The sequence below is a fragment of the Xanthomonas axonopodis genome, from assembly GCF_001304695.1.
Taxonomy (GTDB): Bacteria; Pseudomonadota; Gammaproteobacteria; order Xanthomonadales; family Xanthomonadaceae; genus Xanthomonas; species Xanthomonas axonopodis.
This window is the reverse complement of record NZ_JFAQ01000044.1, coordinates 1-23,599: the sequence shown is the minus strand read 5'-3', so window position 1 is coordinate 23,599 and position 23,599 is coordinate 1. Positions and strand designations below refer to the sequence as shown.

At 64.9% G+C, this 23,599-nt stretch carries 23 protein-coding genes, 1 other RNA gene and 1 pseudogene; 16 read left to right on the top strand and 9 right to left on the bottom strand.

Annotation, left to right across the window (positions count from 1 at the left end):
- Positions 1-18: 18 nt before the first annotated feature.
- The 5 genes from pstA to XAXN_RS04590 all read right to left on the bottom strand — a co-directional run bounded on the left by pstA (position 19) and on the right by XAXN_RS04590 (position 5,833).
- Complete coding sequence (gene pstA, locus XAXN_RS04610; protein WP_054318674.1) at positions 19-888, bottom strand: phosphate ABC transporter permease PstA; 870 nt, start codon at positions 886-888, stop codon at positions 19-21.
- Positions 888-1,862, bottom strand: coding sequence for a phosphate ABC transporter permease subunit PstC (pstC, locus tag XAXN_RS04605; protein WP_054318673.1), 975 nt, complete (start codon positions 1,860-1,862; stop codon positions 888-890). The genes pstA and pstC overlap by 1 nt, the downstream gene beginning before the upstream one ends.
- Positions 1,863-1,974: 112 nt before the next feature.
- The gene (pstS, locus tag XAXN_RS04600; protein WP_054318672.1) at positions 1,975-3,066 is read right to left on the bottom strand and encodes a phosphate ABC transporter substrate-binding protein PstS; all 1,092 of its coding nucleotides are present in this window, start codon (positions 3,064-3,066) and stop codon (positions 1,975-1,977) included.
- A gap of 348 nt (positions 3,067-3,414) precedes the next feature.
- Positions 3,415-4,434, bottom strand: a complete 1,020-nt coding sequence (pstS, locus tag XAXN_RS04595; RefSeq protein ID WP_054318671.1) for a phosphate ABC transporter substrate-binding protein PstS — start codon at positions 4,432-4,434, stop codon at positions 3,415-3,417.
- Positions 4,435-4,582: 148 nt separating this feature from the next.
- Positions 4,583-5,833: an OprO/OprP family phosphate-selective porin gene (locus tag XAXN_RS04590; protein WP_054318670.1), complete on the bottom strand. Its 1,251-nt coding sequence runs from the start codon at positions 5,831-5,833 to the stop codon at positions 4,583-4,585.
- A gap of 336 nt (positions 5,834-6,169) precedes the next feature.
- On the opposite strand from XAXN_RS04590, the gene XAXN_RS04585 reads away from it, so the two are divergent.
- From XAXN_RS04585 to XAXN_RS04575, 3 genes are all read left to right on the top strand, one after another.
- Complete coding sequence (locus XAXN_RS04585; protein WP_054318669.1) at positions 6,170-6,490, top strand: hypothetical protein; 321 nt, start codon at positions 6,170-6,172, stop codon at positions 6,488-6,490.
- Between the two features lie 114 nt (positions 6,491-6,604).
- Entirely contained in the window at positions 6,605-7,285 is a 681-nt protein-coding gene (locus XAXN_RS04580; RefSeq protein WP_047696657.1) for a carbonic anhydrase, read from the top strand.
- Positions 7,286-7,296: 11 nt separating this feature from the next.
- On the top strand, positions 7,297-8,865 hold the full coding sequence (locus XAXN_RS04575; RefSeq protein ID WP_054318668.1) for a SulP family inorganic anion transporter: 1,569 nt from the start codon (positions 7,297-7,299) through the stop codon (positions 8,863-8,865).
- Positions 8,866-9,116: 251 nt separating this feature from the next.
- On the opposite strand, the gene nth is transcribed toward XAXN_RS04575, so the two are convergent.
- Genes nth through XAXN_RS04560 form a run of 3 tightly spaced genes read right to left on the bottom strand, consistent with a single transcriptional unit; the run spans position 9,117 to position 10,994 of the window.
- Positions 9,117-9,827, bottom strand: coding sequence for an endonuclease III (nth, locus tag XAXN_RS04570; protein WP_054318667.1), 711 nt, complete (start codon positions 9,825-9,827; stop codon positions 9,117-9,119).
- Entirely contained in the window at positions 9,824-10,204 is a 381-nt protein-coding gene (locus XAXN_RS04565; RefSeq protein WP_054318666.1) for a hypothetical protein, read from the bottom strand. The genes nth and XAXN_RS04565 overlap by 4 nt, the downstream gene beginning before the upstream one ends.
- 7 nt (positions 10,205-10,211) lie before the next feature.
- On the bottom strand, positions 10,212-10,994 hold the full coding sequence (locus XAXN_RS04560) for an enoyl-CoA hydratase-related protein (protein ID WP_054318665.1): 783 nt from the start codon (positions 10,992-10,994) through the stop codon (positions 10,212-10,214).
- A gap of 163 nt (positions 10,995-11,157) precedes the next feature.
- On the opposite strand from XAXN_RS04560, the gene XAXN_RS04555 reads away from it, so the two are divergent.
- The 4 genes from XAXN_RS04555 (at position 11,158) to XAXN_RS04540 (ending at position 14,701) form a co-directional block, all read left to right on the top strand.
- The gene (locus XAXN_RS04555; RefSeq protein ID WP_004429231.1) at positions 11,158-11,856 is read left to right on the top strand and encodes an FKBP-type peptidyl-prolyl cis-trans isomerase N-terminal domain-containing protein; all 699 of its coding nucleotides are present in this window, start codon (positions 11,158-11,160) and stop codon (positions 11,854-11,856) included.
- 112 nt (positions 11,857-11,968) lie between these two features.
- Positions 11,969-12,790, top strand: coding sequence for a CoA pyrophosphatase (locus tag XAXN_RS04550; protein WP_054318664.1), 822 nt, complete (start codon positions 11,969-11,971; stop codon positions 12,788-12,790).
- Entirely contained in the window at positions 12,787-13,659 is an 873-nt protein-coding gene (locus XAXN_RS04545; RefSeq protein ID WP_054318663.1) for a sulfurtransferase, read from the top strand. Before XAXN_RS04550 ends, XAXN_RS04545 begins: the two co-directional genes overlap by 4 nt.
- Before the next feature lie 88 nt (positions 13,660-13,747).
- Positions 13,748-14,701: a DUF1684 domain-containing protein gene (locus tag XAXN_RS04540; protein WP_054318662.1), complete on the top strand. Its 954-nt coding sequence runs from the start codon at positions 13,748-13,750 to the stop codon at positions 14,699-14,701.
- Between the two features lie 361 nt (positions 14,702-15,062).
- Here XAXN_RS04540 and XAXN_RS04535 read toward each other — a convergent pair whose 3' ends face one another.
- The gene (locus tag XAXN_RS04535) at positions 15,063-15,638 is read right to left on the bottom strand and encodes an N-acetylmuramoyl-L-alanine amidase (protein WP_054318661.1); all 576 of its coding nucleotides are present in this window, start codon (positions 15,636-15,638) and stop codon (positions 15,063-15,065) included.
- Between the two features lie 23 nt (positions 15,639-15,661).
- On the opposite strand from XAXN_RS04535, the gene XAXN_RS04530 reads away from it, so the two are divergent.
- The 9 genes and pseudogenes from XAXN_RS04530 to XAXN_RS20550 all read left to right on the top strand — a co-directional run bounded on the left by XAXN_RS04530 (position 15,662) and on the right by XAXN_RS20550 (position 23,587).
- On the top strand, positions 15,662-16,153 hold the full coding sequence (locus XAXN_RS04530) for an MOSC domain-containing protein (RefSeq protein ID WP_054318660.1): 492 nt from the start codon (positions 15,662-15,664) through the stop codon (positions 16,151-16,153).
- Positions 16,150-16,677, top strand: coding sequence for an alpha/beta hydrolase (locus XAXN_RS04525; RefSeq protein ID WP_054318659.1), 528 nt, complete (start codon positions 16,150-16,152; stop codon positions 16,675-16,677). Before XAXN_RS04530 ends, XAXN_RS04525 begins: the two co-directional genes overlap by 4 nt.
- Before the next feature lie 40 nt (positions 16,678-16,717).
- Positions 16,718-17,224: a GNAT family N-acetyltransferase gene (locus XAXN_RS04520; protein WP_054318658.1), complete on the top strand. Its 507-nt coding sequence runs from the start codon at positions 16,718-16,720 to the stop codon at positions 17,222-17,224.
- Positions 17,225-17,408: 184 nt separating this feature from the next.
- Positions 17,409-19,015: pseudogene (locus tag XAXN_RS04515) on the top strand (ABC-F family ATP-binding cassette domain-containing protein).
- Positions 18,994-19,185, top strand: coding sequence for a hypothetical protein (locus XAXN_RS22385; protein WP_057655512.1), 192 nt, complete (start codon positions 18,994-18,996; stop codon positions 19,183-19,185). The pseudogene XAXN_RS04515 and the gene XAXN_RS22385 overlap by 22 nt, the downstream one beginning before the upstream one ends.
- Complete coding sequence (gene rlmKL, locus XAXN_RS04510) at positions 19,182-21,317, top strand: bifunctional 23S rRNA (guanine(2069)-N(7))-methyltransferase RlmK/23S rRNA (guanine(2445)-N(2))-methyltransferase RlmL (RefSeq protein WP_054318657.1); 2,136 nt, start codon at positions 19,182-19,184, stop codon at positions 21,315-21,317. Before XAXN_RS22385 ends, rlmKL begins: the two co-directional genes overlap by 4 nt.
- A 219-nt stretch (positions 21,318-21,536) precedes the next feature.
- Positions 21,537-22,313, top strand: a complete 777-nt coding sequence (locus tag XAXN_RS04505; RefSeq protein WP_054318656.1) for an NAD kinase — start codon at positions 21,537-21,539, stop codon at positions 22,311-22,313.
- Between the two features lie 179 nt (positions 22,314-22,492).
- On the top strand, positions 22,493-23,449 hold the full coding sequence (locus tag XAXN_RS04500) for a 5'-nucleotidase (protein WP_054318655.1): 957 nt from the start codon (positions 22,493-22,495) through the stop codon (positions 23,447-23,449).
- A 61-nt stretch (positions 23,450-23,510) separates the two neighbouring features.
- Positions 23,511-23,587: non-coding RNA, sX9 sRNA (locus tag XAXN_RS20550), on the top strand.
- Positions 23,588-23,599 lie beyond the last annotated feature (12 nt).

Here is a 23,599-nt window from a genome sequence, read left to right as displayed (position 1 = left end):
GGTGTCCGGAAGGAAAGGTCAGTCATTGGAAATCTTGTTGCGCAAGAGCAGCGCACGTGCGCCCAGGCTGACCAGCAACACGAACACGGTCAGTACCAGCGCGCCGGCCCAGGCCAGCGTTTGCCAGGTGTCATAGGGGCTGCCGGCGAATTGATTCATGACCACCGGCACGCTGGCCATCGGCTGGAAGATGTTGCTGTTCCAGTACTGGTTGCCGAACGCGGTGAATAGCAGAGGGGCGGTTTCGCCGCTGATGCGTGCCAGCGCCAGCAGCACGCCGGTGACGATGCCTGCCGAGGCGCTGCGGTACAGCACCTGCACCGTGACTTTCCACTGGGGAATGCCCAACGACAACGCCGCTTCGCGCATCTGCGCCGGCACCAACCGCAGCATTTCGTCGGTGGTGCGCACCACCACCGGCAGCACGATGAACGCCAGCGACAGCGCGCCGGCGAATGCCGAAAAGCGCCCGCCGGTCTGCATCACGTACAAGGTGTAGACGAACAGGCCCAGCACGATCGAGGGCGCCGACAACAGGATGTCGTTGACGAAGCGCACCACCACGCCGGCCTTGCGTGCGTTGCCGTACTCGGCCAGCCAGGTGCCGGCTGCAACCCCCAGCGGTGTGCCGATCGCCAGCGCCAGCCCGCACATCACCGCACTGCCGAAGAAGGCGTTGAGCAGGCCGCCTTCCTGCATCGGCGGCGGCGTCATTTTGGTAAACAGGTTGAGGTCGATGCCCGGCACGCCCTTGGACACCAGCGTCCACAGGATCCAGGCCAGGAAGAACAGACCAAACAACGCAGTGACGCACGAGAGCAGCAACGCAATGGCGTTGGTGACCCGGCGGCGGTTGTACAGCGATTGCGACACCGAAGCGGCAGACATCAGTTGCCCTCCCGTCGCGACAACTGCATCAGCATGAAGCGCGCGATGGCCAGCACGATGAAGGTGACGATGAACAACACGAAGCCCAGCAGCAACAGGGCTGAACGATAGGTTTCGGTGGCCTCGCCGAAGTCATTGGCGATCAACGCGGCGATGGTGGTGCCGGGTTCCAGCAGCGACGGCGACAGGCGCACCGTGTTACCGACTACGAATGCAACTGCCATGGTTTCGCCCAGCGCACGGCCCAGCCCCAGGAACACGCCGCCGATCACCGCCGAGCGGGTATAGGGCAGCACGATGTCCCAGCTCACTTCCCACTTGGTCGAGCCCAGCGCGTACGCCGATTCTTTCAAGCGCGTGGGCACGGTCAAAAACACTTCGCGCATCACCGAGGAGATGAAGGGAATCACCATGATTGCCAGCACGAAGCCGGCGGTCAGCAGGCCGATACCCAGCGGCGGGCCCTGAAACAACGGGCCGATCAGCGGCAGCGTGCCGAGATGATCGTTGAGCCACGGTGTGACGTGTTCGGTCATCACCGGCACCAGCACGAACAGGCCCCACATGCCGTAGATGATCGACGGGATGCCGGCCAGCAGTTCGATGGCGGTGCCCACTGGCCCACGCAGCCAGCGCGGCGCCACTTCGGTCAGAAAGAACGCGATGCCGAAACTCACCGGCACCGCAATCAGCATCGCGATGACCGCCGTGACCAGGGTGCCGTAGATCGGTGCCAGCGCACCGTATTTGTTTTCGACCGGATTCCATTCGGCCGAATAGAAGAAACTCAGGCCCTCCATCTGCAAGGCATGGCGTCCGCCCCACAGCATCGACAGTGCCGCGCTGCCGAGCGCCAACAGGACGAAAACGACCATAGCGGCCAGCGCAAGCTTGAACAGGCGATCGGCGCGTGCGTCGCGCAGGTCGCGGCCGCGTGGCGCGGTCATCGCTTCGGGAATGGCGGTGGCATTCATTCGATTGGACTCGTCACCCGCGCAACGGCGGGAGCGTGAGACAGCAGGAACGGCGAGGCACCTTCAGGTACCTCGCCGCAGCGCAGCCCGCCGCATGGGCGGGTGCAGGGCATTACTTGAACTCGCTGCCCCAATAGGCTTCGATCTGCTTCACCAGCTCCGGGGGCAGCGGCACGTAGTGCAATTCGCTGGCCTGGGCCTGGCCGATTTCCAGCGCCCACTTGAAGAAGTCCAGCGTCGCCTTGCTGCGCGCCGCGTCCTTGGGCTGCTTGTGCATCAACATGAAGTTGGTCGCGGTGATCGGCCACGACTTTTCGCCCGGCGCATTGGTAATCACCAGATTGAAGTCACGGGCGTTGGCCCAGTCGGCGCTGGCAGCGGCGGCGGCAAAGCTCTCCGCATTCGGCTCGACCCACTGGCCGGCTGCGTTCTGCAGCGAGGTGTACGGCATCTTGTTCTGCAGGGCGTAGGCCAGCTCGACATAGCCGATCGAGCCCTTGATCTGCTGCACGTACGACGCAACGCCCTCATTGCCCTTGCCGCCCACGCCACCCGGCCACTGCACCGCGGTGCCTTCGCCGACCTTGCTCTTCCACTCCGGGCTGACCTTGGACAGGTAGTTGGAGAAGTTGAAGGTGGTGCCCGAACCATCCGAGCGATGCACCAGGTTGATCTTGGTGGCCGGCAGGGTCACGCCCGGGTTGGCCGCGGCAATGGCCTTGTCGTTCCACATCGTGACCTTGCCCAGAAAGATGTCGCCCAGCAGAGCGCCGGTCAGGCGCAGCTTGCCCGGCGCGATGCCTTCCAGATTGACCACCGGCACAACGCCGCCAATGGCAGACGGGAACTGGCCAAGGCCAGCCTGTTGCAGTTCAGTGCTGTCCAGCGGCTTGTCGGTCGAACCGAAATCCACGGTCCCGGCCTTGATCTGGGCAATGCCGCCGCCGGAGCCGATCGACTGGTAGTTGACCTTGTTGCCGGTGGCGGCGTTGTAGTCGGCCGACCACTTGGACACCAGCGGGTAGATGAAGGAAGCACCGGCGCCGGAAATTTCAGCGCCCTTGCTGTCGCTGGCGGTGGCGCCGGCGGTCGGCGCGCCCTTTGCGGCGTCTGCGGACTGTGCGTCCTTGCCAGGCGAGCACGCGGCCAGGGCGAGGGCGATGGTGAGGGACAGGGCGGTCAGGCTGGCCGACTGCAATTTCATGGAAGCTCCGAGGCTGGATTGACCGGTATCTCCGGCAGACACACTATGAAATGATGTTTTTGTTACACCTGCATGACAGCACCTTCCGGCCAACGCACAAAAAAAGACGCGGACCGCGGAGGGTGTTGCACCCTCCGGGATCCGCGTCCCGGGGGCCGACGCTGGGGAGAGAGACGGCGTCGGTCCTTTACGCGTTTTTTTTCGTGCTTGCTGCCAGGCCTTGGTGCAGGCACCTGGTTGCCATTTCAGGTGGCCATGCAGATCACCGGCATGAACCAGATAATCGCCCATGCCGTTTTAAAGCATGGCTTGCCCACCTTGGCGCTGCACCAGCGGCCTGTGTCGTCCTTAGTGCGGCAGATTCTTGGCCCAGTACGCCTCGATCTGGGTCACCAGCGTGTCCGGCAGCGGTACGTAGTCCAACTGTTTGGCCTGCGCATCGCCGTTGGTGTAGACCCAACGGAAGAATTCCAGCGTGTTCTTCAGGCCAGCCGGGTTCTTCGGCTTCTTCTGCACCAGGATGAAATTGGTCGCCGTGATCGGCCAGGCGTTATCGCCGGCCGCATTGGTCATCACCAGATAGAAGTCCTTGGCCGTGCCCCAGTCGGCGCCGTTGGCAGCGGCGGCGAAGGTTTCGTCCGACGGCTGCACGAACTTGCCGGCAGCGTTCTTCATCGCGGTGTAGGCCATCTTGTTCTGCAGCGCGTACGACAGCTCGACATAGCCGATGCCGCCCTTGATCTGCTTCACGTAGGCAGCCACGCCCTCGTTGCCCTTGCCGCCGATGCCGGTCGGCCACTGCACGGCGGTGCCTTCGCCCACCTTGCTCTTCCAGTCCGGGTTGACCTTGGACAGGTAGTTGGTGAAATTGAAGCTGGTGCCCGAACCGTCGGAGCGGTGCACCACGGTGATCTTGCCTTCCGGCAGCTTCATGCCCGGGTTGAGCGCGGCGATGGCCGGGTCGTTCCAGGTGCTGACCTTGCCCAGGAAGATGTCGCCCAGGGTCTTGCCATCCAGCTTGAGCGTACCGGCGGCGACGCCCGGGACGTTGACCACCGGCACCACGCCGCCGATCACCGAGGGAAACTGGGCCAGGCCGGCGGCGGCCAGTTCTTCCGGCTTGAGCGGGGCGTCGGACGAGCCGAAGTCCACGCTGGCCGCCTTGATCTGGGCAATGCCGCCGCCCGAACCGATCGATTGGTAGTTGACCTGCTTCTTGGTGGCGGCGTTGTAGTCGGCAGACCACTTGGATATCACCGGGTAGATGAACGAAGCACCGGCACCGGTGACATCGGCAGCCTGGGCACACAGCGCCAGCGAGGCGGCGAGCACGCCGATGGCCAGACGGGTCTTGAAGGAGTGGATCACGGAACAGCTCCTGTAGCGAAGGGATAAGGACGTCCCGCCGTGGTGCCATTGCAGGGCAACGGCATGACCATGCGGTGTCTGGGAAATGACAGACCGATGACGGCGTTGCGCCGTCGGATGCGCAGGCCGGTAGGAAGTGGCGACGCACTTACCAGTAGAACTGCGCGCGTGCTTCGATGATCGACGGGTTGTCGTCGACCAGGCCGCGCGTGGCGCTGTTGTAGCGGGTGCTGTCGACCTTGGCGTAGTCGAGCGCCAGCTTGAAGTTGGAGCGCCAGTACCAATTGGCGCCGACCGTCCAGATGTTCATCTTGCCGCCCAGCACGCCATCGACGAACGGCGTGTTGCCGTTGGCAACCAGGTGGCCATCGTTGAGGTCCAGGGTGTCGTAGCGCACCGCCAGCTGCCACATGCCCGATGCCGGCTCGTTGGGCAGCGGAGTGGTCGGCACGCCAGCCTTGTAGACCCAGGTTTCGCCGGTGAGGTTCCAGACGCCGCTCACGTACCAGCCGTCGCTCTTATAGTCGTGCGCATTGGCACCGATGCGGTTGGCGTTTTCCTGGAAGTACTCGCTCTGCAGCTTGAACGGCCCGGTGATCCACATCGCCTCGGCACCGGCCACGCCGACGTTGTCCACATTGGTGATGGCGCCGCTGTCGATCAGGCGAACGGTGGTCAGGTCCGCGTCCGGGCGTGCGCGCAGGCGCAAGGTGTCGTCGTCGGTGTCGTAGGCCAGGTAGCTCAGGCCGAAGTGCAGCACGTTGCCAGTCTCGTTGATCGGCGCCCAGGTGCCCCGCGCGCCATAGCCGCTGCCGTGCGCCTGGTTACGGGTCAGCTCGCGGCCGAATGCACTGGCGGTCACGCTCCAGTTGTTGTCGCCCATGCCATAGGCCACGCCCAGCCGGCGCGAGATGCCATAGGTGTTCGTCACCGACGCCTTGGAGACGAAGTCGTTGTTCTTGGTGCTGGACAGTTCTTCCAGGCTGTTGGGCTGCTTGAACTGGCCGATCTGCAGGTAATTGTTCGCGTTGCCGCCGAACTTGTACTTGATGTTGTTATCCAGGAACCGGCCGGTGCTGCGAATGGTGGTGCCACGGATGGTGACTTCCTTCAGCACGCTCGGGTCATAGCCGGCAACCCATTCGAAGTTGCCCGGGCCCTTTCCCTTGAGGACCAGCTCGGCGCGCCGGATGCTGAATTCGGAATTGTCGCCATTGGCACCGATCGGACCGTTGAGGTCCTGCACATCGTTGTGGAACCAGTTGCCGTCTGCCTGTACCAGGCCTTCCAGCGAGATTTCCGAACCACCGATCACATCGATGGCGATCTCGGCATGTGCCACAGGGGCGGCCAGTGCCAGTAGCAGCGCGGAACCAAGCAGAGTGGGAGCGAGTTTCATAGATGCCTTGCGACCTGAGAAAGTGGGCGCAGGCTAGGGTGTGAAGGTTGCGTTAATGTGACAAAAAACAGAAACGTAATACGTGATTTTTGCCAAAAAAGACAACATATTACGTGAGTTTAAACTATGTCAGTGTGTGTCAAGAAACTGAACAACGCTGGTTCATGACAGCACCCGGCGACGATCTCAAGTTGTTGAATGTCCGAGCTGCGCCGCTAACGTCCTGAACTGGAGCCACGTCAGCCTGAACACATGTGTCAGTTTGTGCGGCGCATCACTTGCCTACGCGGCGTCAAAAACGTTAGCTTCGAGGCCATGTTTCCTCGATTCCTCCAAATGCTGTTGGTCTGCCTGCTCGCGCTTTCCGCGTGGTCGGCAGCCAACGCGCACGCGCGCATGCATGATGCGTTCGTGAGCGACGGCTTGGCAGTGATGGTGGATGCTGGCGAAGAACGCGATGCAGCAGAAGATCCGCAGGACGACTGCGATGCACAGAGCCAAGTCGACACACAGCCTGCAGACGATATCCCCCTGCTCTCCCAAGCATGGCCGATGCTGGCGCGGTATTCTCCCTCTTGGCATGCGCATCACGCGCCGGCAAATCAAAAACGCGACCTGATCCCAAAGCTGCGTCCTCCAAACGCACTGCTTGCCTGATCCCCGCTGTCGCTGTACCCGGTGCTTTCTGCGCCGGATTTCCGATTGATTTGTTGTCTTTGCAATTCGCGGTTTGCGCCGCGGACGGCTATTCGTTGCCCAGAGGAATCTCCCATGGAAAGTTTGCTAGAAGGTTTTCGTCATTTCCGTAAGGAAGTGTATCCGCGCCAGAGTGCGCGCTTTCAGGAGCTGGCAGGCGGCCAAAGCCCGCATACGCTGTTCATTACCTGCGCAGATTCGCGCGTCATGCCGGAGTTGATCTTCTCCGCGCAACCAGGCGAGCTGTTCGTCTATCGCAATATCGGCAATGTGGTGCCGCCGTACTCGCAGCATGTCAGTGGCGTGGTGGCAGCGATCGAATACGCCATCGCGGTGCTGGGCGTGCGGCATATCGTGATCTGCGGTCATACCGATTGCGGCGCGATGAAGGCCGTGCTCAAGCCGGAGTCGCTGGAAGACGTGCCCTCCGTGGCAGCGTGGCTCAAGCACACCGATGCGGCGCGTCATGTCACTGCGCATCACGGGCACGATCCGCACAGCCAGGAAGCGCTGAGCTGCATGACCGAAGAGAACGTGGTCTCGCAGTTGGATCATCTGCGTACGCAGCCGGTGGTGGCAGCGCGTCTTGCCGCAGGCACTTTGCGGATCCATGGTTGGATCTACGATATCGCCCACGGGGAGATCCGCGCCTTCGATGCCGAGAAGGGTGGCTTCCGGCCGCTACTGGCCGAAAGCACCCCCGAAGCCACTCCACGCCCGCGACTGCAGCAAGTCGTGCGCGCTGAACTGGCCTGACGGAGCCCACCATGAACACATCAGGTATCGGCGGATATTTCCGTCAGGGACTGTTTGGGCGTGATTTATTGGCGCCTGTCGTGGTCTTTCTTGTCGCGCTTCCGTTGTGCATGGGGATTGCGATCGCATCCGGCATGCCGCCGGCCGCAGGCCTGATCACCGGCATCGTCGGGGGTTTGGTTGTCGGCTTTCTGGCGGGTTCCCCGCTGCAGGTGAGCGGGCCGGCCGCCGGCCTGGCTGTGTTGGTGTTCGAACTGGTGCGTGAGCACGGCGCTGCCGCGCTCGGGCCGGTGATCCTGGTGGCCGGTGCGATTCAGCTGGTGGCCGGTCTGTGCCGCGCAGGTGTGTGGTTCCGGATGACATCGCCGGCGGTGGTGGCCGGTATGTTGTCGGGCATCGGCATCCTGATCGTGGCCTCGCAGGCGCACGTGTTGGTGGATGCCGCGCCCAAGGCACGCGGTCTGGAAAACTTCGCTGCATTGCCTGGCGTGTTGTGGCAGGCCATCAGCGAGGGAACCGGCCGGAATGCGCTGCTGGTGGGCCTGGCGACGATCGGCATCATCCTGGCCTGGGACAAGCTGCGCCCACAGCGTCTGCGGTTTCTGCCGGGTCCATTGATCGCGGTGGTGGTTGTCACGGCAACCGTGCAGCTGCAGGGCTTGAACATCAACAAGGTGGATGTTCCCACCAACTTGTTCTCTGCGATCAGCATCCCCAGCATTTCCGACATCTCTGGCGTGTTCAACCACACCTTGCTGGTCTCGGCAGTGACCTTCGCCTTCATCGCCAGCGCCGAAACCTTGCTGTCGGCGGCGGCGGTGGACCGCATGCATCAGGGCGCGCGGACGCAGTACGACCGTGAGCTGGCGGCACAGGGTGTGGGAAATATGCTCTGCGGCTTCCTGGGCGCACTGCCGATGACCGGCGTGATCGTGCGCAGTGCGGCCAACGTGCAGGCCGGTGCGGCAACTCGTGCATCGACCATCCTGCACGGCAGCTGGCTGCTGGTGTTCGCCATGCTGTTGCCGTGGCTGTTGCGGATGACGCCGGTGGCGTGTCTGGCCGGCATCCTGGTCTATACCGGCGTGAAGATGATCAAGATCGGGCAGGTCAAGGAACTGGCGACCTATGGCCGGGGAACGGCCGCGATCTACCTGGCGACCACCTTCGCGATCGTGGCGACCGACTTGCTGACCGGCGTGCTGATCGGCTTCGGTTTGTCGCTGTTCCGTCTGGCGCTGCATTCTTCGCGTCTGAAGGTCGAGGTGCGCGAGCACGCCGACAAGAAGGACGAAATGCATTTGACCCTGCAGGGTTCGGCCACCTTCCTGAAGGTGCCGGCGATGGCACGGATGCTGGAAAGCGTGCCGCCGAACACTGCACTGCATCTGGATGTGGCCAAGCTGCACCACGTCGATCATGCCTGCATCGAGTTGTTGCGCGACTGGAGCCGCAATGCAGCCTCGCGCGGCTGCGAACTGGTGGTGGAATGGAAGGAGCTGGATCGACGTGTCGAAGGCCAGCCCACGGTGGATGGCGTGCTGGTGGAACAGCGCGTCGAGCAGGCGAAAGCTGCGTAAAGTGTTGTAAGCGCCCGGCGTTCGCGCCGGGTGACCCCCATCGTGATCGGGTGATGCATGGCGCCGAAAGACGCATCATCCGGTCGCGATTTTTTTGGGGCGGGGATTGGGGAATCGGGATTGGGGAATCGGCAATCGGCAATCGGCAATCGGCAATCGGCAATCGGCAATCGGAAAAGCTTGCGACCTTGCGGTTGCTGCGTGTGGGTCAAGGTTCGCTGTTGCGCCGTTGCTGTGACCCCAGAGCTGCATCAAATTTTGGTTTTTGTCTGCCGGTCCGGAGCCGGCTGCGTCTTGTCGCGGTAGCGGCATAGATCGTGGATGACGCAGCCCGGGCAATCCGGCTTGCGTGCCTTGCACACGTAGCGTCCGTGCAGGATCAGCCAGTGATGCGCATCGTGCAGAAACTCGGCCGGAATCACCTTGACCAACTTGTCTTCGACGGCGCGCACGTCCTTGCCTGGCGCAAGACCGGTGCGGTTGGAAACGCGAAAGATATGCGTGTCCACGGCCATGGTGGGCTCGCCGAAAGCGGTGTTGAGCACCACGTTTGCGGTCTTGCGGCCAACGCCGGGCAGTGCTTCCAGCGCGGCGCGATCATGCGGCACGTCGCCGCCGTAGCGCTCCAGCAGGATGCGGCAGGTGGCGATGACGTTCTTGGCCTTGGCGTTGAACAGGCCGATGGTGGAGATATATCGCTTCAGGCCTTCTTCGCCGAGATCGAGAAGGTCGCGCGGGGTGTTGGCTACCGGATACAGCTTGCGGGTCGCCTTGTTGACGCCGACATCGGTGGCCTGCGCCGACAGCAGCACGGCGATCAATAGCTCGAATGGGGTGGTGTATTCCAGCTCGGTGGTGGGGTGCGGATCGAGTTCGCGCAGGCGCTCGAACATTTCCTGTATCTCGGGCTTGCGCATGCTGCTGCCACGACGCGCCGGTGCCGTTGCCTGAGGTGTGTTCATGGCTGCGCTCCGCCAGCGGCTTTCGCCTTTGCGCGCGCCAGGATGGCAGCGGCCAGCGGCGGCAGTGCGGGCGTTGCCGGTTGGCTGGCGGCCGGGGCGGGCGCCCTGCGCGCGTCGCGTTCGGCAGCCCGGCGTTGCAGGCGCGCCGAGCGCGCGCGATAGCGTTCGCGCGCGGCCCAGGCGTCTCGTAAACGGCGTTGCGCGCTTAGCAACGTGGCGCAGACCTGCGGGCAGTCGGCGTCCAGCGCATCGTGCTGCGGGTCGGGCAGGTACGCCATCAAGCCTAGTGCCAGCGCACGATCCAGGTCGTCGGCCTGCACACAATCGAACAACAGCAGCGGCAATGGACGCGATGCCGGAATGAGGTCGAGCGTCATGGCGATATCAACGATTGCGGAACTGCGCGAGGCGTTTTTCTAGAAATGCGCGCGTGCCTTCGCGCATATCGTCGGTGGCGAACAACAACGCAAATTGCGCGGTTTCCAGCTGCAGGCCTTCTTCGATGGCGCATTCGCCGCCGAACACCACCGCATCGAGAATGCCGCGCAGTGCCAGCGGCGCTGCAGTTGCCAGGCGTTGCGCAAGCGCCAGGGTTTCTTCGTGCAGGGCATCGGCTTCGACCACGCGATTGACCAGGCCCAATTGCAGTGCGCGGGCTGCGTCGATCGGCAGGCCGAGCAGGCACAGTTCCAACGCTGCGGCGCGACCGGTCAGACGCAACAGGCGCTGCGTGCCGCCAAAGCCCGGGATCAGGCCGAGATTGATTTCCGGTTGCCCCAGGCGCGCAGTGGTCGCGGCGATACGAAGATGGCAAGCCATCGCCAGCTCCAGGCCGCCGCCCAGCGCAAAGCCATTGATCATCGCGATCACCGGCTTGGGCATGCGCTCGATCCGGCGCATCAGCTGCTGGCCCAGCAACGAGAATTCGCGGCCCTGAATCGCCGACAGATCATTCATTTCCGCGATATCCGCACCCGCCACGAATGCCTTTGGGCCGGCGCCGGTGAGAATCACGGCGCGGACATCGTCGGCAGCGGCTGCGTTTTGAAACGCCTGATCCAGGACCTGCATGGTCTGCTGGTTCAATGCGTTCAGTTTGTCCGGTCGATTGACCGTAATCGTCCGGACGCTGGCGTGATTGGTGATCAGAATGACGTGATTGGACATGTGATCCCTTGCAAACGTAAAAAAATAGTAAACACGGAACTTCCAAAAGCCTTGCTGGTCCTAGCTTTCGCGATCAGTAGCGATTCGGTATCGCGGCCGCTATCCTAGCGCGTCATCTCAGGCGGCAGACCCGTCCTGTGCCACCACCCTGGAGAATTGTTTGATGAAGTTGCGTTCTATCGCGGTCGCTGTGGCGGCCCTGGCCCTGACGGGCAATGCACTGGCCCAGGACACGACGTCCGAGAAGGGCAAGTTGAGCTACTACTTCGGCTATGACTACGGCAACAACCTTGCCGAGCTCACCGGTCGCGGCGAGCAGCTCGACATCAACTCGGTGGTAAAGGGTCTGCAGGACGCCTATGCCAAGAAGCAGCCGGCGATCACTGCCGACCAGCTGAAGCCGGCCGTTGAAGCGTTCCAGAAGCGCGAGCAGGGCCGTGCCCAGCAGGCCAAGGCTGAATACGACAAGGCCGCTGCAGCCAACAAGACCAAGAGCGATGCGTTCCTGGCCAAGAACAAGAGCACCGCCGGTGTGCAGACGCTGCCGAGCGGCGTGCAGTACCGCGTGATCGAAGCCGGCAAGGGTGCCAAGCCGACCCAGGCCAGCACCGTGCAGCTGGAAGTGGCCGGTCCGTTCCCGTTCGGCGACCGCGAGAAGGCACGTCCGGCGCAGCAGATCCCGGCCATCAAGGTTAGCGAAGTCGAAATGCAGGCCATGCGCGACACGCTGCTGCAGATGCCGGCCGGCTCGAAGTGGGAAGTGACCCTGCCGCCGGAAAAGGCCTATGGTGCCGACCCGCGTACCCCGTTCCCGCCGAACGTGGCTGTGCAGTTCGAGATCAAGCTGGTCAGCGTCAAGTAATTGCATGTGATGTTGCTGCGACAACGCCGGCCACCAGGCCGGCGTTGTCGTTTTGGTCTAGCGATTGTCTGAAGAGAACGATGCAACGGTGCAGCGGCCGCAGGACCCAGCGATGAGCGGCAACGATGTCGGATCCGACGCGGATCCCGGTTTCGCTGCCGGCTCTCTGCCCAGTCCGTGTATCGGTGTATGTTCGCTGGACGCGCAGTCGCACTGCGTCGGCTGCTTGCGCAGCCTGGATGAAATTGCACGCTGGATGAGCATGAGCGACGCCGAACGCCAGGACTATCTGCACACGGTGCTGCCCGCACGCGCGCTGACGGCACGGCTGCCCGAATACGCGCAGCTGAGGCGGGCGCTGTATCCGTTGGATACCGCGCCGGCCGGGCCGGGTTGGAACCATGCCGAGCTGATCGACCTGACCGACGGCGACGCGTCTGCCGAAGCGGCGGTGCTGTGCGGGCTGGTGCCGCGCGAACAGGGCACGACGGTGTTGCTGACGCGACGCACCGACAGCCTGCGCCATCACGCCGGGCAGGTCAGCTTCCCCGGCGGGCGGATGGAGCCCTCCGATGCCGATGCCGCCGCTGCAGCGCTGCGCGAGAGTTGCGAAGAAATTGCGCTGGGCGCGCAGCACGTGCATGCCATCGGGTATCTGGATCCGTTTGTGACTGTCAGCGAATTTCGGGTGACGCCGGTGGTGGCGGTCATCGACCCGGCGTTCGTGGCGGTGCCGCAGCCGGATGAAGTGGCGGAGGTCTTCGAAGTGCCGCTGGCCTATCTGATGGACCCGGACAATTTGCGCAGTGTGGAGCTAGAGTTCCGCGGGCGCCCGCGGCGCGTACTCGAATACGACTGGCCTGCCCACCGGATCTGGGGCGCCACTGCCGCCATTCTTCTCAATCTTCGCCGTCGTCTGGAGCAGGTTGCATGAGTACCGATCCGAACTGGACCACGCTGGTCGATGCCGCCGCGCTGGCGGCCGCGTTGCAGCATCCCCAGCTGCGTCTGCTGGATGCGCGTGCCGCGCCACCGACCGCGCCAGACCCGCACGCAGCGCGCAAGGCGTACGCGCAGGGGCATCTGCCCGGCGCGCACTACGCCGATCTCGACCATGACCTTGCAGATCTGTCGCGACCGGCGCAGGGGCGGCACCCGTTGCCGCACAGCGAGGCATTTGCAAGACGGCTTGGCGAATGGGGCATCGATCCGCAGAGCCAGGTGGTAGTCTATGATGCTGCCGATGGCAGCATGGCAGCCGCACGCGCGTGGTGGATGTTGCGGCTGATGGGCCATCGCCGGGTGGCAGTGCTGGACGGCGGACTGGCCGCGTGGCGTGCGGCCGGCGTTGCGGAAAGCACCGAGCCACCTGCCGTGCGCGGGGCCGCCGCGTACCCCGGCCATTTTGACGCCGCCGCGGTGGTGGATGCGGAGCAGATCGTGCAGCGCCTGCAGCAGGCACCGGGTTGGTTGCTGGATGCGCGTGCGGGCGAGCGTTTTCGCGGCGAAGTCGAGCCGATCGACTCGGTGGCCGGGCACGTGCCCGGTGCCGTGAGTCGCCCGTTGGGGCTGAGCCTGCGTGATGGCCGCTTCAAGCCGGCCGTCGAACTGCGCGCCGAATTGTCTGGGTTGCTGGACACGTATCGGCCCGAGCAGGCGGTGGTGATGTGCGGATCTGGCGTCACGGCATGCCATCTGTTGCTGGCACTGGAAGTGGCGGGGCTCTCCGGTGCGCGTGTCTACGCCGGTTCCTGGAGCGGTTGGCTGCAGGACGCCTCGCGACCGGTCGCGACCGGCGCCTGATTGCAGGCACAATGGCGGCAGGAAGGGTGACCTGTGGGGACGCAGGTTCGCTGCGCGGAGCGCAGTTTCTTGCAGTGCTGGGTGAGCCATGCGGTTGCAGTTACGGGTTGGCGCGCTGTGCGTCGCGGTGTGGACGCTGGCTGCCTGTTCGGCGGAGTCGTCCGCCGATGTCAGCGATACGCCTGTTGCCGGTCATCGAAATACGGCGCAGCGCGATGCGTACGAGGTCGCGCTGGAACGCGCGCGTACGGAGCGGCTGAATCAGCTACGTGCGCGCGACGGGTGGCTGAGCTATACCGGTTCGGGGCGCGTGCGCGCCGGCCAGTATCGGGTGGGCAGCGATCCGCACAGCGATATCGTCTTGCCTGCCGGCCCCGCGCAACTGGGGCAGCTGACGTTGGATGCTGCAGGGCAGGTGCGCTTTCGCGCAGATGGCTCGGCGGCGGTGACGCTCAACGGGCAGCGCATCGACGAGGTGCGCCTTCAACCAGAGCGGGCAGGGCGGCGCGGCGACCGGCTAGACGTGGATGGCCGGCAGTTCTACCTGGTGCAGACCGGCGCCTTGTACGGTTGGCGCTTCCGTGACCCGGCAGCGCAGGCGCTGACGCAGTTCGACGGGCTGGAATATTTCCCGACCGATCCGCAGTGGCGCATCCAGGCGCATTGGCAACCCTATCCAACGCCGCGCACGGCCACCTTGCTGACGTCGATCGGCACGCCGCTCACCGTGGAGGTGCCGGGGGAAGCCGTGTTCTCGCGCAATGGCCACGAATACCGCTTGCGGCCGCTGCTGCAGGACGATGGCCAGGGCCTGTTCTTCCTGTTCGCCGACCGCACCAGCGGCAAGGAAAGTTATGGCGGCGCGCGTTATCTGTTTGCCGCATTGCCCCGCGATGGTCAGGTGGTCCTGGATTTCAATCTGGCCGAAAACCCACCATGCGCACTGACGCCCCATGTGGTCTGCCCCATCGCGCCGCCTGAAAACCGGTTGGACGTGGCAGTGAATGCCGGCGAGAAGACCTACCGTGCGACCGAACGTTGAGTGTGCTGCAACGGGTTGACGGTGTGCGAAGGTAGGTGCCTTTCGATGGGTCGTCAAAGCACCCGAGAGCTCTCACCTGCGTGTTCTCCGGGTGACGCTCTCTTTCGAGGGCGCGATTGGCACGCACGTTGAAGCACTTCTCGCTGCTGTGTGCGTTATCGGGCATGACCGACGTAATGCAGTGACTAGCCCACCGGCGGTGGCAGACGTGCTCGAGCCGGAGTGTTTGCGGGGTAGCTGCCGATCCCGCGCCCGTCACGCCGGTGCAGTGATTGCGCGGCGTCCTTCGTCCTGCGCTCCGGATGCAAAACTGACAACCTGTTGCATGCATGCAGGCGTCGCTCGGTTTCTAAAACACCTCTTAACGCGGCGCGTGCGACCAGCTCACTGCCGCTTCAATGCGTGGCCAGGGGAACAGCGGGCCGGGGTCGAGCTTGCGCCGAATTTTACGGGCCGGGTCGTCGCTGGCCGCTTCCTGAGTGGTGTCCAGCGCCTGGTGGCCGGCAATGCGTCGTACCGAAGGTAACTGCTGCTGGAGCCATTGCAACAAGGTGATCAGCGCGGCGATCTGCGCTTCGGGATACGGTTCGGTCATCTGCTGATACCGCGAATCCAGCCAGTGCGGATAACGGCCGCGGTTGACCAGTTCGATGCCCAGCGTATGCGGGTTGTGCCCGCGCACGTGATGCGCGACGCGCTCCAGGGCGACGTATTGCTGGATGCTGCCGTTGCGATCGAGGTAGTAATGCCCGCTATTGCCGGTGCCACTGTCGTAGAGCACGCGCTCGCCGTATTCGCGCGCCATCGCCATGTCAGGCAATTCGGTGCAATGGATGACCACCATGTCGATCTGGGTGAGCGCGCGTTTGGCCAACCGCGATTCGTAGGACAGCGGCGCGTAGGTGATTGGCGGCGACGGCAGGACGGCATCGGACATGGAGCGGATGCTAGCATTGCCTGATGGCTTTGAATCCCGACAGCCCCCTGGGCAAATTGATGGCAACGCTGCCGCAGACCGGTCAGGTGACCTGGATCGGCGTGCGTCCGGCGCGCGACGTGGCGATGCTGGAGGTGGACGCGGCGCAGGTCAGCACCGGCATCGGCCTGGTGGGCGACCGCTACAAGGGGGGCAGCGGCAAGCGCGGCGTGACCCTGATCCAGGCCGAGCATCTGCCGGTGATCGCAGCGCTGTCAGGACACGCCGCCATCGCGCCGGCGATGCTGCGGCGCAACCTGGTGGTGTCCGGCATCCCGTTGATCGCGTTGAAAGGGCGGCGATTCCGAATCGGTGACATTGAGTTGGAAGGCACCGACCCGTGCGACCCATGTTCGCGCATGGAAGATGCCCTGGGTGCGGGCGGCTATAACGCCATGCGCGGCCATGGTGGACTGTGCGCACGCGTCCTGCGCGGCGGCGTGCTGCGCATCGGCGATACGGTGCAGGCGCTATGAGTCGCGGGCATTGCATCCTCTCGCATGGCTTCGAAAGCGGCCCGGATGCCTTGAAAGTGACCGCGCTGGCCAACGTGGCCGGGCAGTTTGGCTGGACCCACGAACGCCCGGATTACACCGACCTGGATGCACGCCGGGAGGTGAGCACGCTGGGCGACGTGCGGGGCCGGCTGCAGCGCCTGCTGGAAATCGCGCGAGCGGCGGCCGAGAAGGGGCCGGTGGTGCTGGTCGGTTCCAGCCTGGGCTCGTATATCGCCGGGATGGTGTCGTTGCAGGTGCCTACGCGCGGCCTGTTTTTGATGGTGCCGCCGACCAAGATGGGCCCGATGCCGGCGCTGGACGTCGCGCCGGTGCCGATCTCGATTGTGCATGCCTGGCGCGACGAGCTGATTCCGGCCGCCGACGTGATCGCCTGGGCGCAGGCACGGCATGCGCGCCTGCTGCTGGTCGACGACGACCATCGCCTGGCCTCGCACGTCGACGCGTCGGCACGCGCGTTCGCAGAGCTGTTGCAGAGCCTGTGATGCGGACGGTTCCCCGCCATGGCTGCGCGCGGTGCCAGTGATGAACGTGTTGATCCGCGAATCCACCGAAGGCGACGCCGCCGCCATCGAACTGCTGACCATGGTGGCCTTCATGCGCGCCGAACACAGCCGGCATGACGAGCATCAGTTGATTGCCGGTTTGCGTCAGGACGGTGCCCTGGTGCTGTCGTTGGTGGCCGACCACGACGGCTACGTGGTCGGGCATCTGGCCGTCTCGCCGGTGGCGCTGTCTGACCATTCGCCCGGCTGGTTCGCGCTCGGCCCGCTGGCCGTGGGGCCCGGTCACCAACGGCAAGGGCTGGGCACGCGCCTGGTGCAGGCCGCGCTTGCCACATTGCGCGAGCGCGGCGCCGCAGGCTGCCTGGCGCTGGGCGAGCCGGCGTTTTTTCGGCGCTTGGGCTTTGCGGTCGAACCTGGCCTGGTGTTGCCCGACGTGCCTGCATCGGAATTGCAAGCCCTGGCGTTCGGCGACCGGCTGCTGCCGCTGGCCGATGTGGCTTACCACCCGGCGTTCGGGCTGGGTTGAGCGCCGGCTGCATGCGCCCGGCCAGTTGCGCGGGTGTCGCTGCCAGCGCTGCGGGCTAGACTGGGCGGACTCACTTTTTGAGGAATGGTCCGATGCGCCATTGATGCCGCCGTCGTGATGACGGCCTTACCCGCTGCTGGTCCGGTTGGATCGGCACGTGTGCTGGCATGCAATGGAGACCCGTATGACCTGTCCGTCGCTGACGCAGGAAAGCGTTGCGTATGTGCTGCCCGATGGCAGCCCGCTATTTTCCGATCTGAACATCCATATCGACCAACGCGCTACTGGTCTGGTCGGGCGCAATGGCGTGGGCAAGAGCGTACTTGCGCGCCTGCTGGCCGGTGAGCTGCTCCCCAGTGCCGGGCGGTGCGTGCGCGGCGGGAGCGTGCACTACCTGCCGCAACGGGTGAGCGTTGCGCCGGGGCAGCGCATTGCCGAGCTGGCCGGTGTCGCGCCGCTGCTGGATGCCTTGAACCGCATTGCCGCTGGCAGTGTTGCGCCCGCCAATTTTGAATGTGTCGGCGAGCGCTGGAGTGCGCATGCGCAATTTGCCGCCGAACTGGAACGGCAAGGCCTGGGTGGACGCGATCCGCATGCACCGGCCGCGCAACTGAGCGGCGGCGAAGCGATGCGCGTGGCGCTCGCCGGAGCGTTTGTGAACCAGCCGGATGTTCTGATTCTGGACGAGCCCAGCAATCACCTGGATGGTCCGCAACGCCAGCGTCTGATGGATCAGTTGCTGGCGTGGAGCGGCGGCTTGCTGGTGATCAGCCACGACCGCAGCTTGCTCGACGTGATGCAGCGCATCCTGGAGTTGTCAGAACAGGGGCTGCGCAGCTACGGCGGCAACTACAACACGTTCTATGCGCAGCAGCGCGCGATCGAGCAGCAGGCGGCCAGCGATCTGCTGGCGCAGCGCAAACATGCACGCGCACGCGGCGAGCAGCTGCTGCGCGAGCAACTGCAGCGCCAGGCACGCGGCGCGCGTGCTGCGGGGCAGACCCATCAGGCCGCGATTCTGCTTGGCGGGCGGAAGCAACGCAGCGAAGTCAGCGCAGGCCGGCTGCAACAGCTAATGTCAGGCCGAACAGGCGCGGCTGAGCGAAGCGATGGTGCAGGCGGCAGCGCAGGTGGAGGTCGATCCGGCGATCGCCGTGTTGGCGCCGACATTGCCCGCCATCTCGCCGCGGCGCCTGGCGACGCGGCGCCAGGTGGAAGTGGCGGACGCGCGGCTGGGCGGGCGAGGCGTGGACCTGCTGCTGCAGGGGCGGCCGCGGATTGGGTTGGTCGGCCCGAACGGCAGCGGCAAATCCGCATTGCTGCAACTGCTGGCGGGACGCCTGCAGCCAAGTGCAGGGCAGTGTCAGGGGCACGTGCCGGTGGCGTATCTGGATCAGGACCTGGGGCTGCTGAACCCGGCGCGCTCGGCCGCTGCGCAGCTGCAGGAGGCAAACCCGAGCGCGCCGGCTCACGTGCAGCGGCAGCGCCTGGCGCTGCTGGGGCTGGACCAGGTGCGTGCCGACCTGCCCTGCGGCCAGCTCAGCGGCGGCCAGCGGCTCAAGGCGGCGCTGGCCTGCGCGCTGTACCGGACGCAGCCGGCGCAACTGCTGTTGCTGGACGAGCCCACCAACCACCTGGATCTGGCCTCGGTGGAAGGCGATAGAGGCGCTGCTGCGCGGCCACCAGGGGGCGCTGATCGTCGCCTCGCACGATGCGCCCTTCCTGGAGCGGCTGGGCCTGCAGCAACGCCTGGACACGGCGCAGGCGCAGTGGCGGCTGGCGCCGTGGTGAACCGTACGGTGCGCGATCCTGGCCCCGGGCTGGTAATGCCGGCCGCGATGGCCGACCATTTGCGGCCCGTCCACGGCGGCCGCGGCATTGCCCACCCAGGCGCCGGCCCGCTGTCCTGCTTTCACGCTCGCCGCCGCGGCCAGCGTCTTTATCCATATCTGCCTACGTGAAATTCTTCGCATCCTGCGCCAAGGGCCTGGAATACCTGCTTGCCGACGAGCTGCTTGCGCTCGGTGCCAGCAAGGCCACCGCCACTATTTCCGGCGTCAACGTCGAAGGCGAACTGCGCGCTGCGCAGCGCGCCGTGCTGTGGTCGCGCCTGGCCAGCCGCGTGCTGTGGCCGCTGACCGAATTCGATTGCCCGGACGAAGACGCGCTGTACGCCGGCGTGGCCGAGCTGCCGTGGGACGAGCACCTGTCGGTGGGGCACACGCTGTCGGTGGACGCGCATGTGTCCGGGACTGCCATCACCCACGCCCGCTACGCGGCGCAGCGCATCAAGGACGCGGTGGTGGACACCATGCGCCGGCAGGGCCTGGAGCGCCCGTCGGTGGACGTGGAACACCCGGACCTGCGCTTGAACCTGTCGCTGCGCAAGGGCCGCGCCACCATTTCGGTGGACCTGGGCGGCGGCCCGCTGCATCGACGCGGCTGGCGCATGGCGCAGAACGAAGCGCCGTTGAAGGAAAATCTGGCCGCAGCGGTCTTGATGCGCGGTGGCTGGCCGCGCGCCTATGCCGATGCCGGCGGCCTGCTCGACCCAATGTGCGGCAGCGGCACGCTGCTGATCGAAGGCGCGCTGATGGCCGCCGACGTCGCGCCGGGTCTGCAGCGCTACGGCAGCGATGTACCCAGCCGCTGGCGCGGTTTCGACCGCGAGACCTGGCAACAGCTGGTCAGTGAGGCGCGCGAACGCGACAGCGTCGGCCGCGCTGCGCTCAAGCAGGTGATCCATGGCAGCGACATGGACCCGCACGCAATCCGCGCCGCGAAAGAGAATGCGCAAGTGGCCGGCGTGGCCGAGGCGATCTGGTTCGGCGTGCGCGAGGTCGGTGAGTTGCAGACTCCGCCGCAGGCCACCGGCGTGGTGGTGTGCAATCCGCCCTACGACGAGCGCCTGGCCGCCGATGCGGCGCTGTATCGCCGCCTGGGCGATACCTTGCAGCGCGTCGTACCGCAGTGGCGTGCCAGCCTGTTGTGCGGCAATGCCGAGCTTGCGTATGCCACCGGCCTGCGCGCGGGCAAGAAATACCAGCTGTTCAACGGCGCGATCGAATGCGCGTTGATCGTCTGCGACCCGATCGCAGTGCCGCGGCGCACCCCGCTGGCGGCGCCGACCGCGCTCAGTGAAGGTGCGCAGATGGTGGCCAACCGCCTGCGCAAGAATCTGCAGAAATTCAAGAAGTGGCGCGCGCGCGAAGGCATCGAATGTTTCCGCGCCTACGACGCCGATCTGCCGGAATATTCCGCCGCCATCGACGTGTACCAGCAAGCCGACGGCGACCGGCGCGTCTTCCTGCATGTGCAGGAATACGCAGCGCCGGCGACGATTCCCGAGGCCGATGTGCGCCGTCGTCTCAACGAATTGCTGGCCGCTGTGCGCGAGGTCTTCGAGGTACCGGCCGAGCGCGTGGCGCTGAAGTCGCGCGAGCGCGGCAAGGGCGGCAGCAAGTACGGCCGCTTCGAACAGCGCAACGAAATCGTCCACGTGCGCGAACACGGCGCGTTGCTGCGCGTGAACCTGTTCGATTATCTGGATACCGGGCTGTTCCTAGACCATCGCCCGCTGCGCGGCACCATGGCGCAGCAGTCCAGGGGGCGCCGTTTTCTCAACCTGTTCTGTTACACCGGCGTGGCCAGCGTGGAAGCGGCGGTGGCCGGTGCGGCGTCCACCACCAGCGTGGATCTGTCGGCAACGTACCTGCAGTGGTGCGCCGATAACCTTGCGTTGAACGGGCTGGCCGGCAGCAAGCACAAACTGGTACAGGCCGACGCATTGGCCTGGCTGGAAGCCGAGCGTGCGCACTTTGATGTGATCTTCTGCGACCCACCGACCTTCTCCAACTCTGCGCGTGCGGAAGATTTCGATATCCAGCGCGAGCATGTACGGCTGCTCCGCGCGGCAGTCTCACGGTTGGCGCCGGGTGGTGTGTTGTATTTCTCCAACAACTTCCGTCGCTTCAAGCTGGACGAAGAAGGGGTGGCGGAGTTCGCGCAGTGCGAAGAAATCAGTCCGCGCACCATCGACCCGGATTTCGAGCGGCATGCGCGCATCCATCGCGCCTGGCGGTTGACGGCCTGAGTTCGGGCCGGTTGCGTCCGATGGCGTGCCGGCCTGGTTCGCGCAGACGCCAGCAGACGCGCTTGCCACGTTCCCATGCGTGCAGGCTCAGGAGCGCGTGCTCGCGACGACGCGACTGCTGCCGCGCACCTAGGGAAGGGTAGGGGATGATCGCAACACACCCACAACAAGCTCGGCACAGGGCTGCGGTATGCTGATTCGCATGCTCTGGAGTCAACGATGACCGCACCACCTCGCATCGCTTTTCTTGCCAGCCCCGCCGAGCCGGCGGTGGCCGCGCGCGCGCGCCTTGTGCAGCGCTACGGCGACCATGCCCTGGACAGCGCCGACATCGTCTGTGCGTTGGGCGGCGACGGTTTCATGCTGCAGACGCTGCATCGCCATGGCGCCTCCGACAAACCGGTGTTCGGCATGAAGCTGGGTTCGGTCGGCTTCCTGATGAACCAATACCGTGACAACGAGGACGACCTGCTCGAGCGCCTGCAGCGCGCCGAACCAGCCTATCTGCGGCCGCTGGAAACGCAGGTGCAGACCGAATCCGGTGCCAGTGCCGGCTCGCTGGCCTACAACGAGGTCTCGCTGTTGCGGCAGACCCGGCAGGCTGCGCATCTCAGCATTGATCTCAACGGCCAGACCCGCATTGCCGAGCTGATCGGCGATGGCGTGATGGTGGCCACGCCCGCCGGCAGCACGGCGTACAACTATTCCGCGCACGGGCCGATCCTGCCGCTGGGCTCGCATACGCTGGCGCTGACGCCGATCGCGCCGTATCGCCCGCGGCGCTGGCGTGGCGCCATTCTCAAGGCAGATACCGAAGTGCGCTTCCGCGTGCTCGACCCGTACAAGCGCCCGGTCAGCGTCACCGCCGACTCGCACGAAATTCGCGACGTGGTCGAAGTGACCATCCGCGAATCCACGCAGCGCCAGGTCACGCTGTTGTTCGATCCCGAACACAATCTGGAAGAGCGCATCTTCAGCGAGCAGTTTGCAGTGTGAGGGGCGGGGATTCGGCAGTGGGGATTCGGGATTGGTAACGTCAAAGGCGTGCCTTGCCACCCGCCTATGAACGTGCCGACCCGTTACGATGCAGCGCACGTCATCAACGCCTGATTTCACCTTCTTGATCGCTGCTCCAAACCACTCCCGAATCCCCAATCACGAATCCCGGCCCCCCAATGCCAGACAACTCCCCAAGGTTATTGACCGTCGCGGTGACCTCGCGCGCCCTGTTCGATCTCGAAGAAGGCCATGCACTGTTCGAGGCCGATGGGGTGGAGGCCTATTCGGCGTTCCAGCGCGAGCATGAGGACGACATCCTGCAACCTGGCGTTGCGTTCCCGGTGGTGCGCAAGCTGCTGGCGCTCAATCACGATGTTCCCGAAGATGCGCCGCGGGTGGAAGTCATCCTGCTGTCACGCAATTCCGCCGATACCGGTCTGCGCATCTTCAACTCGATCCAGCATTACAACCTGGGCATCGTGCGTGCCACCTTCACTTCGGGTGAGCCGACCTGGCCGTACGTCAAGCCATTCGGGACCGATCTGTTTCTCTCGGCCAATCCGGAATCGGTGCGGCGCGCGCTGAGCCATGGCATCGCGGCGGCGACCATCATGCCGCGCGCATTGGGCGAACGCGCCGAGGCCGCCGCGGCAATCGTGGACAACGACGAAAGCCGTTTGTCGACGCAGCTGCGGATCGCCTTCGATGGCGATGCGGTGATCTTCGGCGACGAGAGCGAACGCATCTCGCGCGAGCAGGGCGTGGAAGCATTCGGGCGTCACGAGCGCGAACGCGCACGCGAGCCGTTGTCGGTGGGGCCGTTCCGTAATTTCCTGTCGGCGCTGCACACCTTGCAGGCGGCCTTTCCGCCGGGCCAGGCCTCGCCGATCCGCACGGCGCTGGTCACCGCACGCTCGGCGCCGGCGCATGAGCGGGTGATCCGCACCTTGCGCGAGTGGGGCGTGCGTCTGGACGAGGCGCTGTTCCTGGGCGGGCGTCAGAAGGGCCGGTTCCTACAGGCGTTTGGTGCGGACATCTTCTTCGACGACTCACAGCACAACATCGACAGTGCGCGCCAGCATCAGCACGTGGCCGCCGGCCATGTGCCGCACGGCGTGGCTAACGAAGGCTAAGAGCGACTAACAAAACTACGACGCAGCCGCCAGGCGGGCGCGGCCGGTGCTCGGAATCCTCATGTACCACTCGTACAGTCCGGTTCCTGTGCGCCCGTCCACGCCCACCTGACGACCTCTCGCTACGTTTTGTTAGCCACTCTTAGTGAG

Bases quoted from the DNA above. Each gene is read 5' to 3' on its own strand.
- nth (WP_054318667.1), bottom strand. From the start codon at position 9,827: ATGAACACACCTCAGGCAACGGCACCGGCGCGTCGTGGCAGCAGCATG.
- XAXN_RS04530 (WP_054318660.1), top strand. From the start codon at position 15,662: ATGGCTTTGAATCCCGACAGCCCCCTGGGCAAATTGATGGCAACGCTG.
- XAXN_RS04590 (WP_054318670.1), bottom strand. From the start codon at position 5,833: ATGAAACTCGCTCCCACTCTGCTTGGTTCCGCGCTGCTACTGGCACTG.
- pstS (WP_054318672.1), bottom strand. From the start codon at position 3,066: ATGAAATTGCAGTCGGCCAGCCTGACCGCCCTGTCCCTCACCATCGCC.
- XAXN_RS04540 (WP_054318662.1), top strand. From the start codon at position 13,748: ATGCGGTTGCAGTTACGGGTTGGCGCGCTGTGCGTCGCGGTGTGGACG.
- XAXN_RS04520 (WP_054318658.1), top strand. From the start codon at position 16,718: ATGAACGTGTTGATCCGCGAATCCACCGAAGGCGACGCCGCCGCCATC.
- XAXN_RS04500 (WP_054318655.1), top strand. From the start codon at position 22,493: ATGCCAGACAACTCCCCAAGGTTATTGACCGTCGCGGTGACCTCGCGC.
- XAXN_RS04505 (WP_054318656.1), top strand. From the start codon at position 21,537: ATGACCGCACCACCTCGCATCGCTTTTCTTGCCAGCCCCGCCGAGCCG.
- XAXN_RS04555 (WP_004429231.1), top strand. From the start codon at position 11,158: ATGAAGTTGCGTTCTATCGCGGTCGCTGTGGCGGCCCTGGCCCTGACG.
- XAXN_RS04580 (WP_047696657.1), top strand. From the start codon at position 6,605: ATGGAAAGTTTGCTAGAAGGTTTTCGTCATTTCCGTAAGGAAGTGTAT.
- XAXN_RS04545 (WP_054318663.1), top strand. From the start codon at position 12,787: ATGAGTACCGATCCGAACTGGACCACGCTGGTCGATGCCGCCGCGCTG.
- pstC (WP_054318673.1), bottom strand. From the start codon at position 1,862: ATGAATGCCACCGCCATTCCCGAAGCGATGACCGCGCCACGCGGCCGC.
- XAXN_RS04560 (WP_054318665.1), bottom strand. From the start codon at position 10,994: ATGTCCAATCACGTCATTCTGATCACCAATCACGCCAGCGTCCGGACG.
- XAXN_RS04575 (WP_054318668.1), top strand. From the start codon at position 7,297: ATGAACACATCAGGTATCGGCGGATATTTCCGTCAGGGACTGTTTGGG.
- XAXN_RS04585 (WP_054318669.1), top strand. From the start codon at position 6,170: ATGCTGTTGGTCTGCCTGCTCGCGCTTTCCGCGTGGTCGGCAGCCAAC.
- XAXN_RS04525 (WP_054318659.1), top strand. From the start codon at position 16,150: ATGAGTCGCGGGCATTGCATCCTCTCGCATGGCTTCGAAAGCGGCCCG.
- XAXN_RS04550 (WP_054318664.1), top strand. From the start codon at position 11,969: ATGAGCGGCAACGATGTCGGATCCGACGCGGATCCCGGTTTCGCTGCC.
- XAXN_RS04535 (WP_054318661.1), bottom strand. From the start codon at position 15,638: ATGTCCGATGCCGTCCTGCCGTCGCCGCCAATCACCTACGCGCCGCTG.
- pstA (WP_054318674.1), bottom strand. From the start codon at position 888: ATGTCTGCCGCTTCGGTGTCGCAATCGCTGTACAACCGCCGCCGGGTC.
- XAXN_RS04565 (WP_054318666.1), bottom strand. From the start codon at position 10,204: ATGACGCTCGACCTCATTCCGGCATCGCGTCCATTGCCGCTGCTGTTG.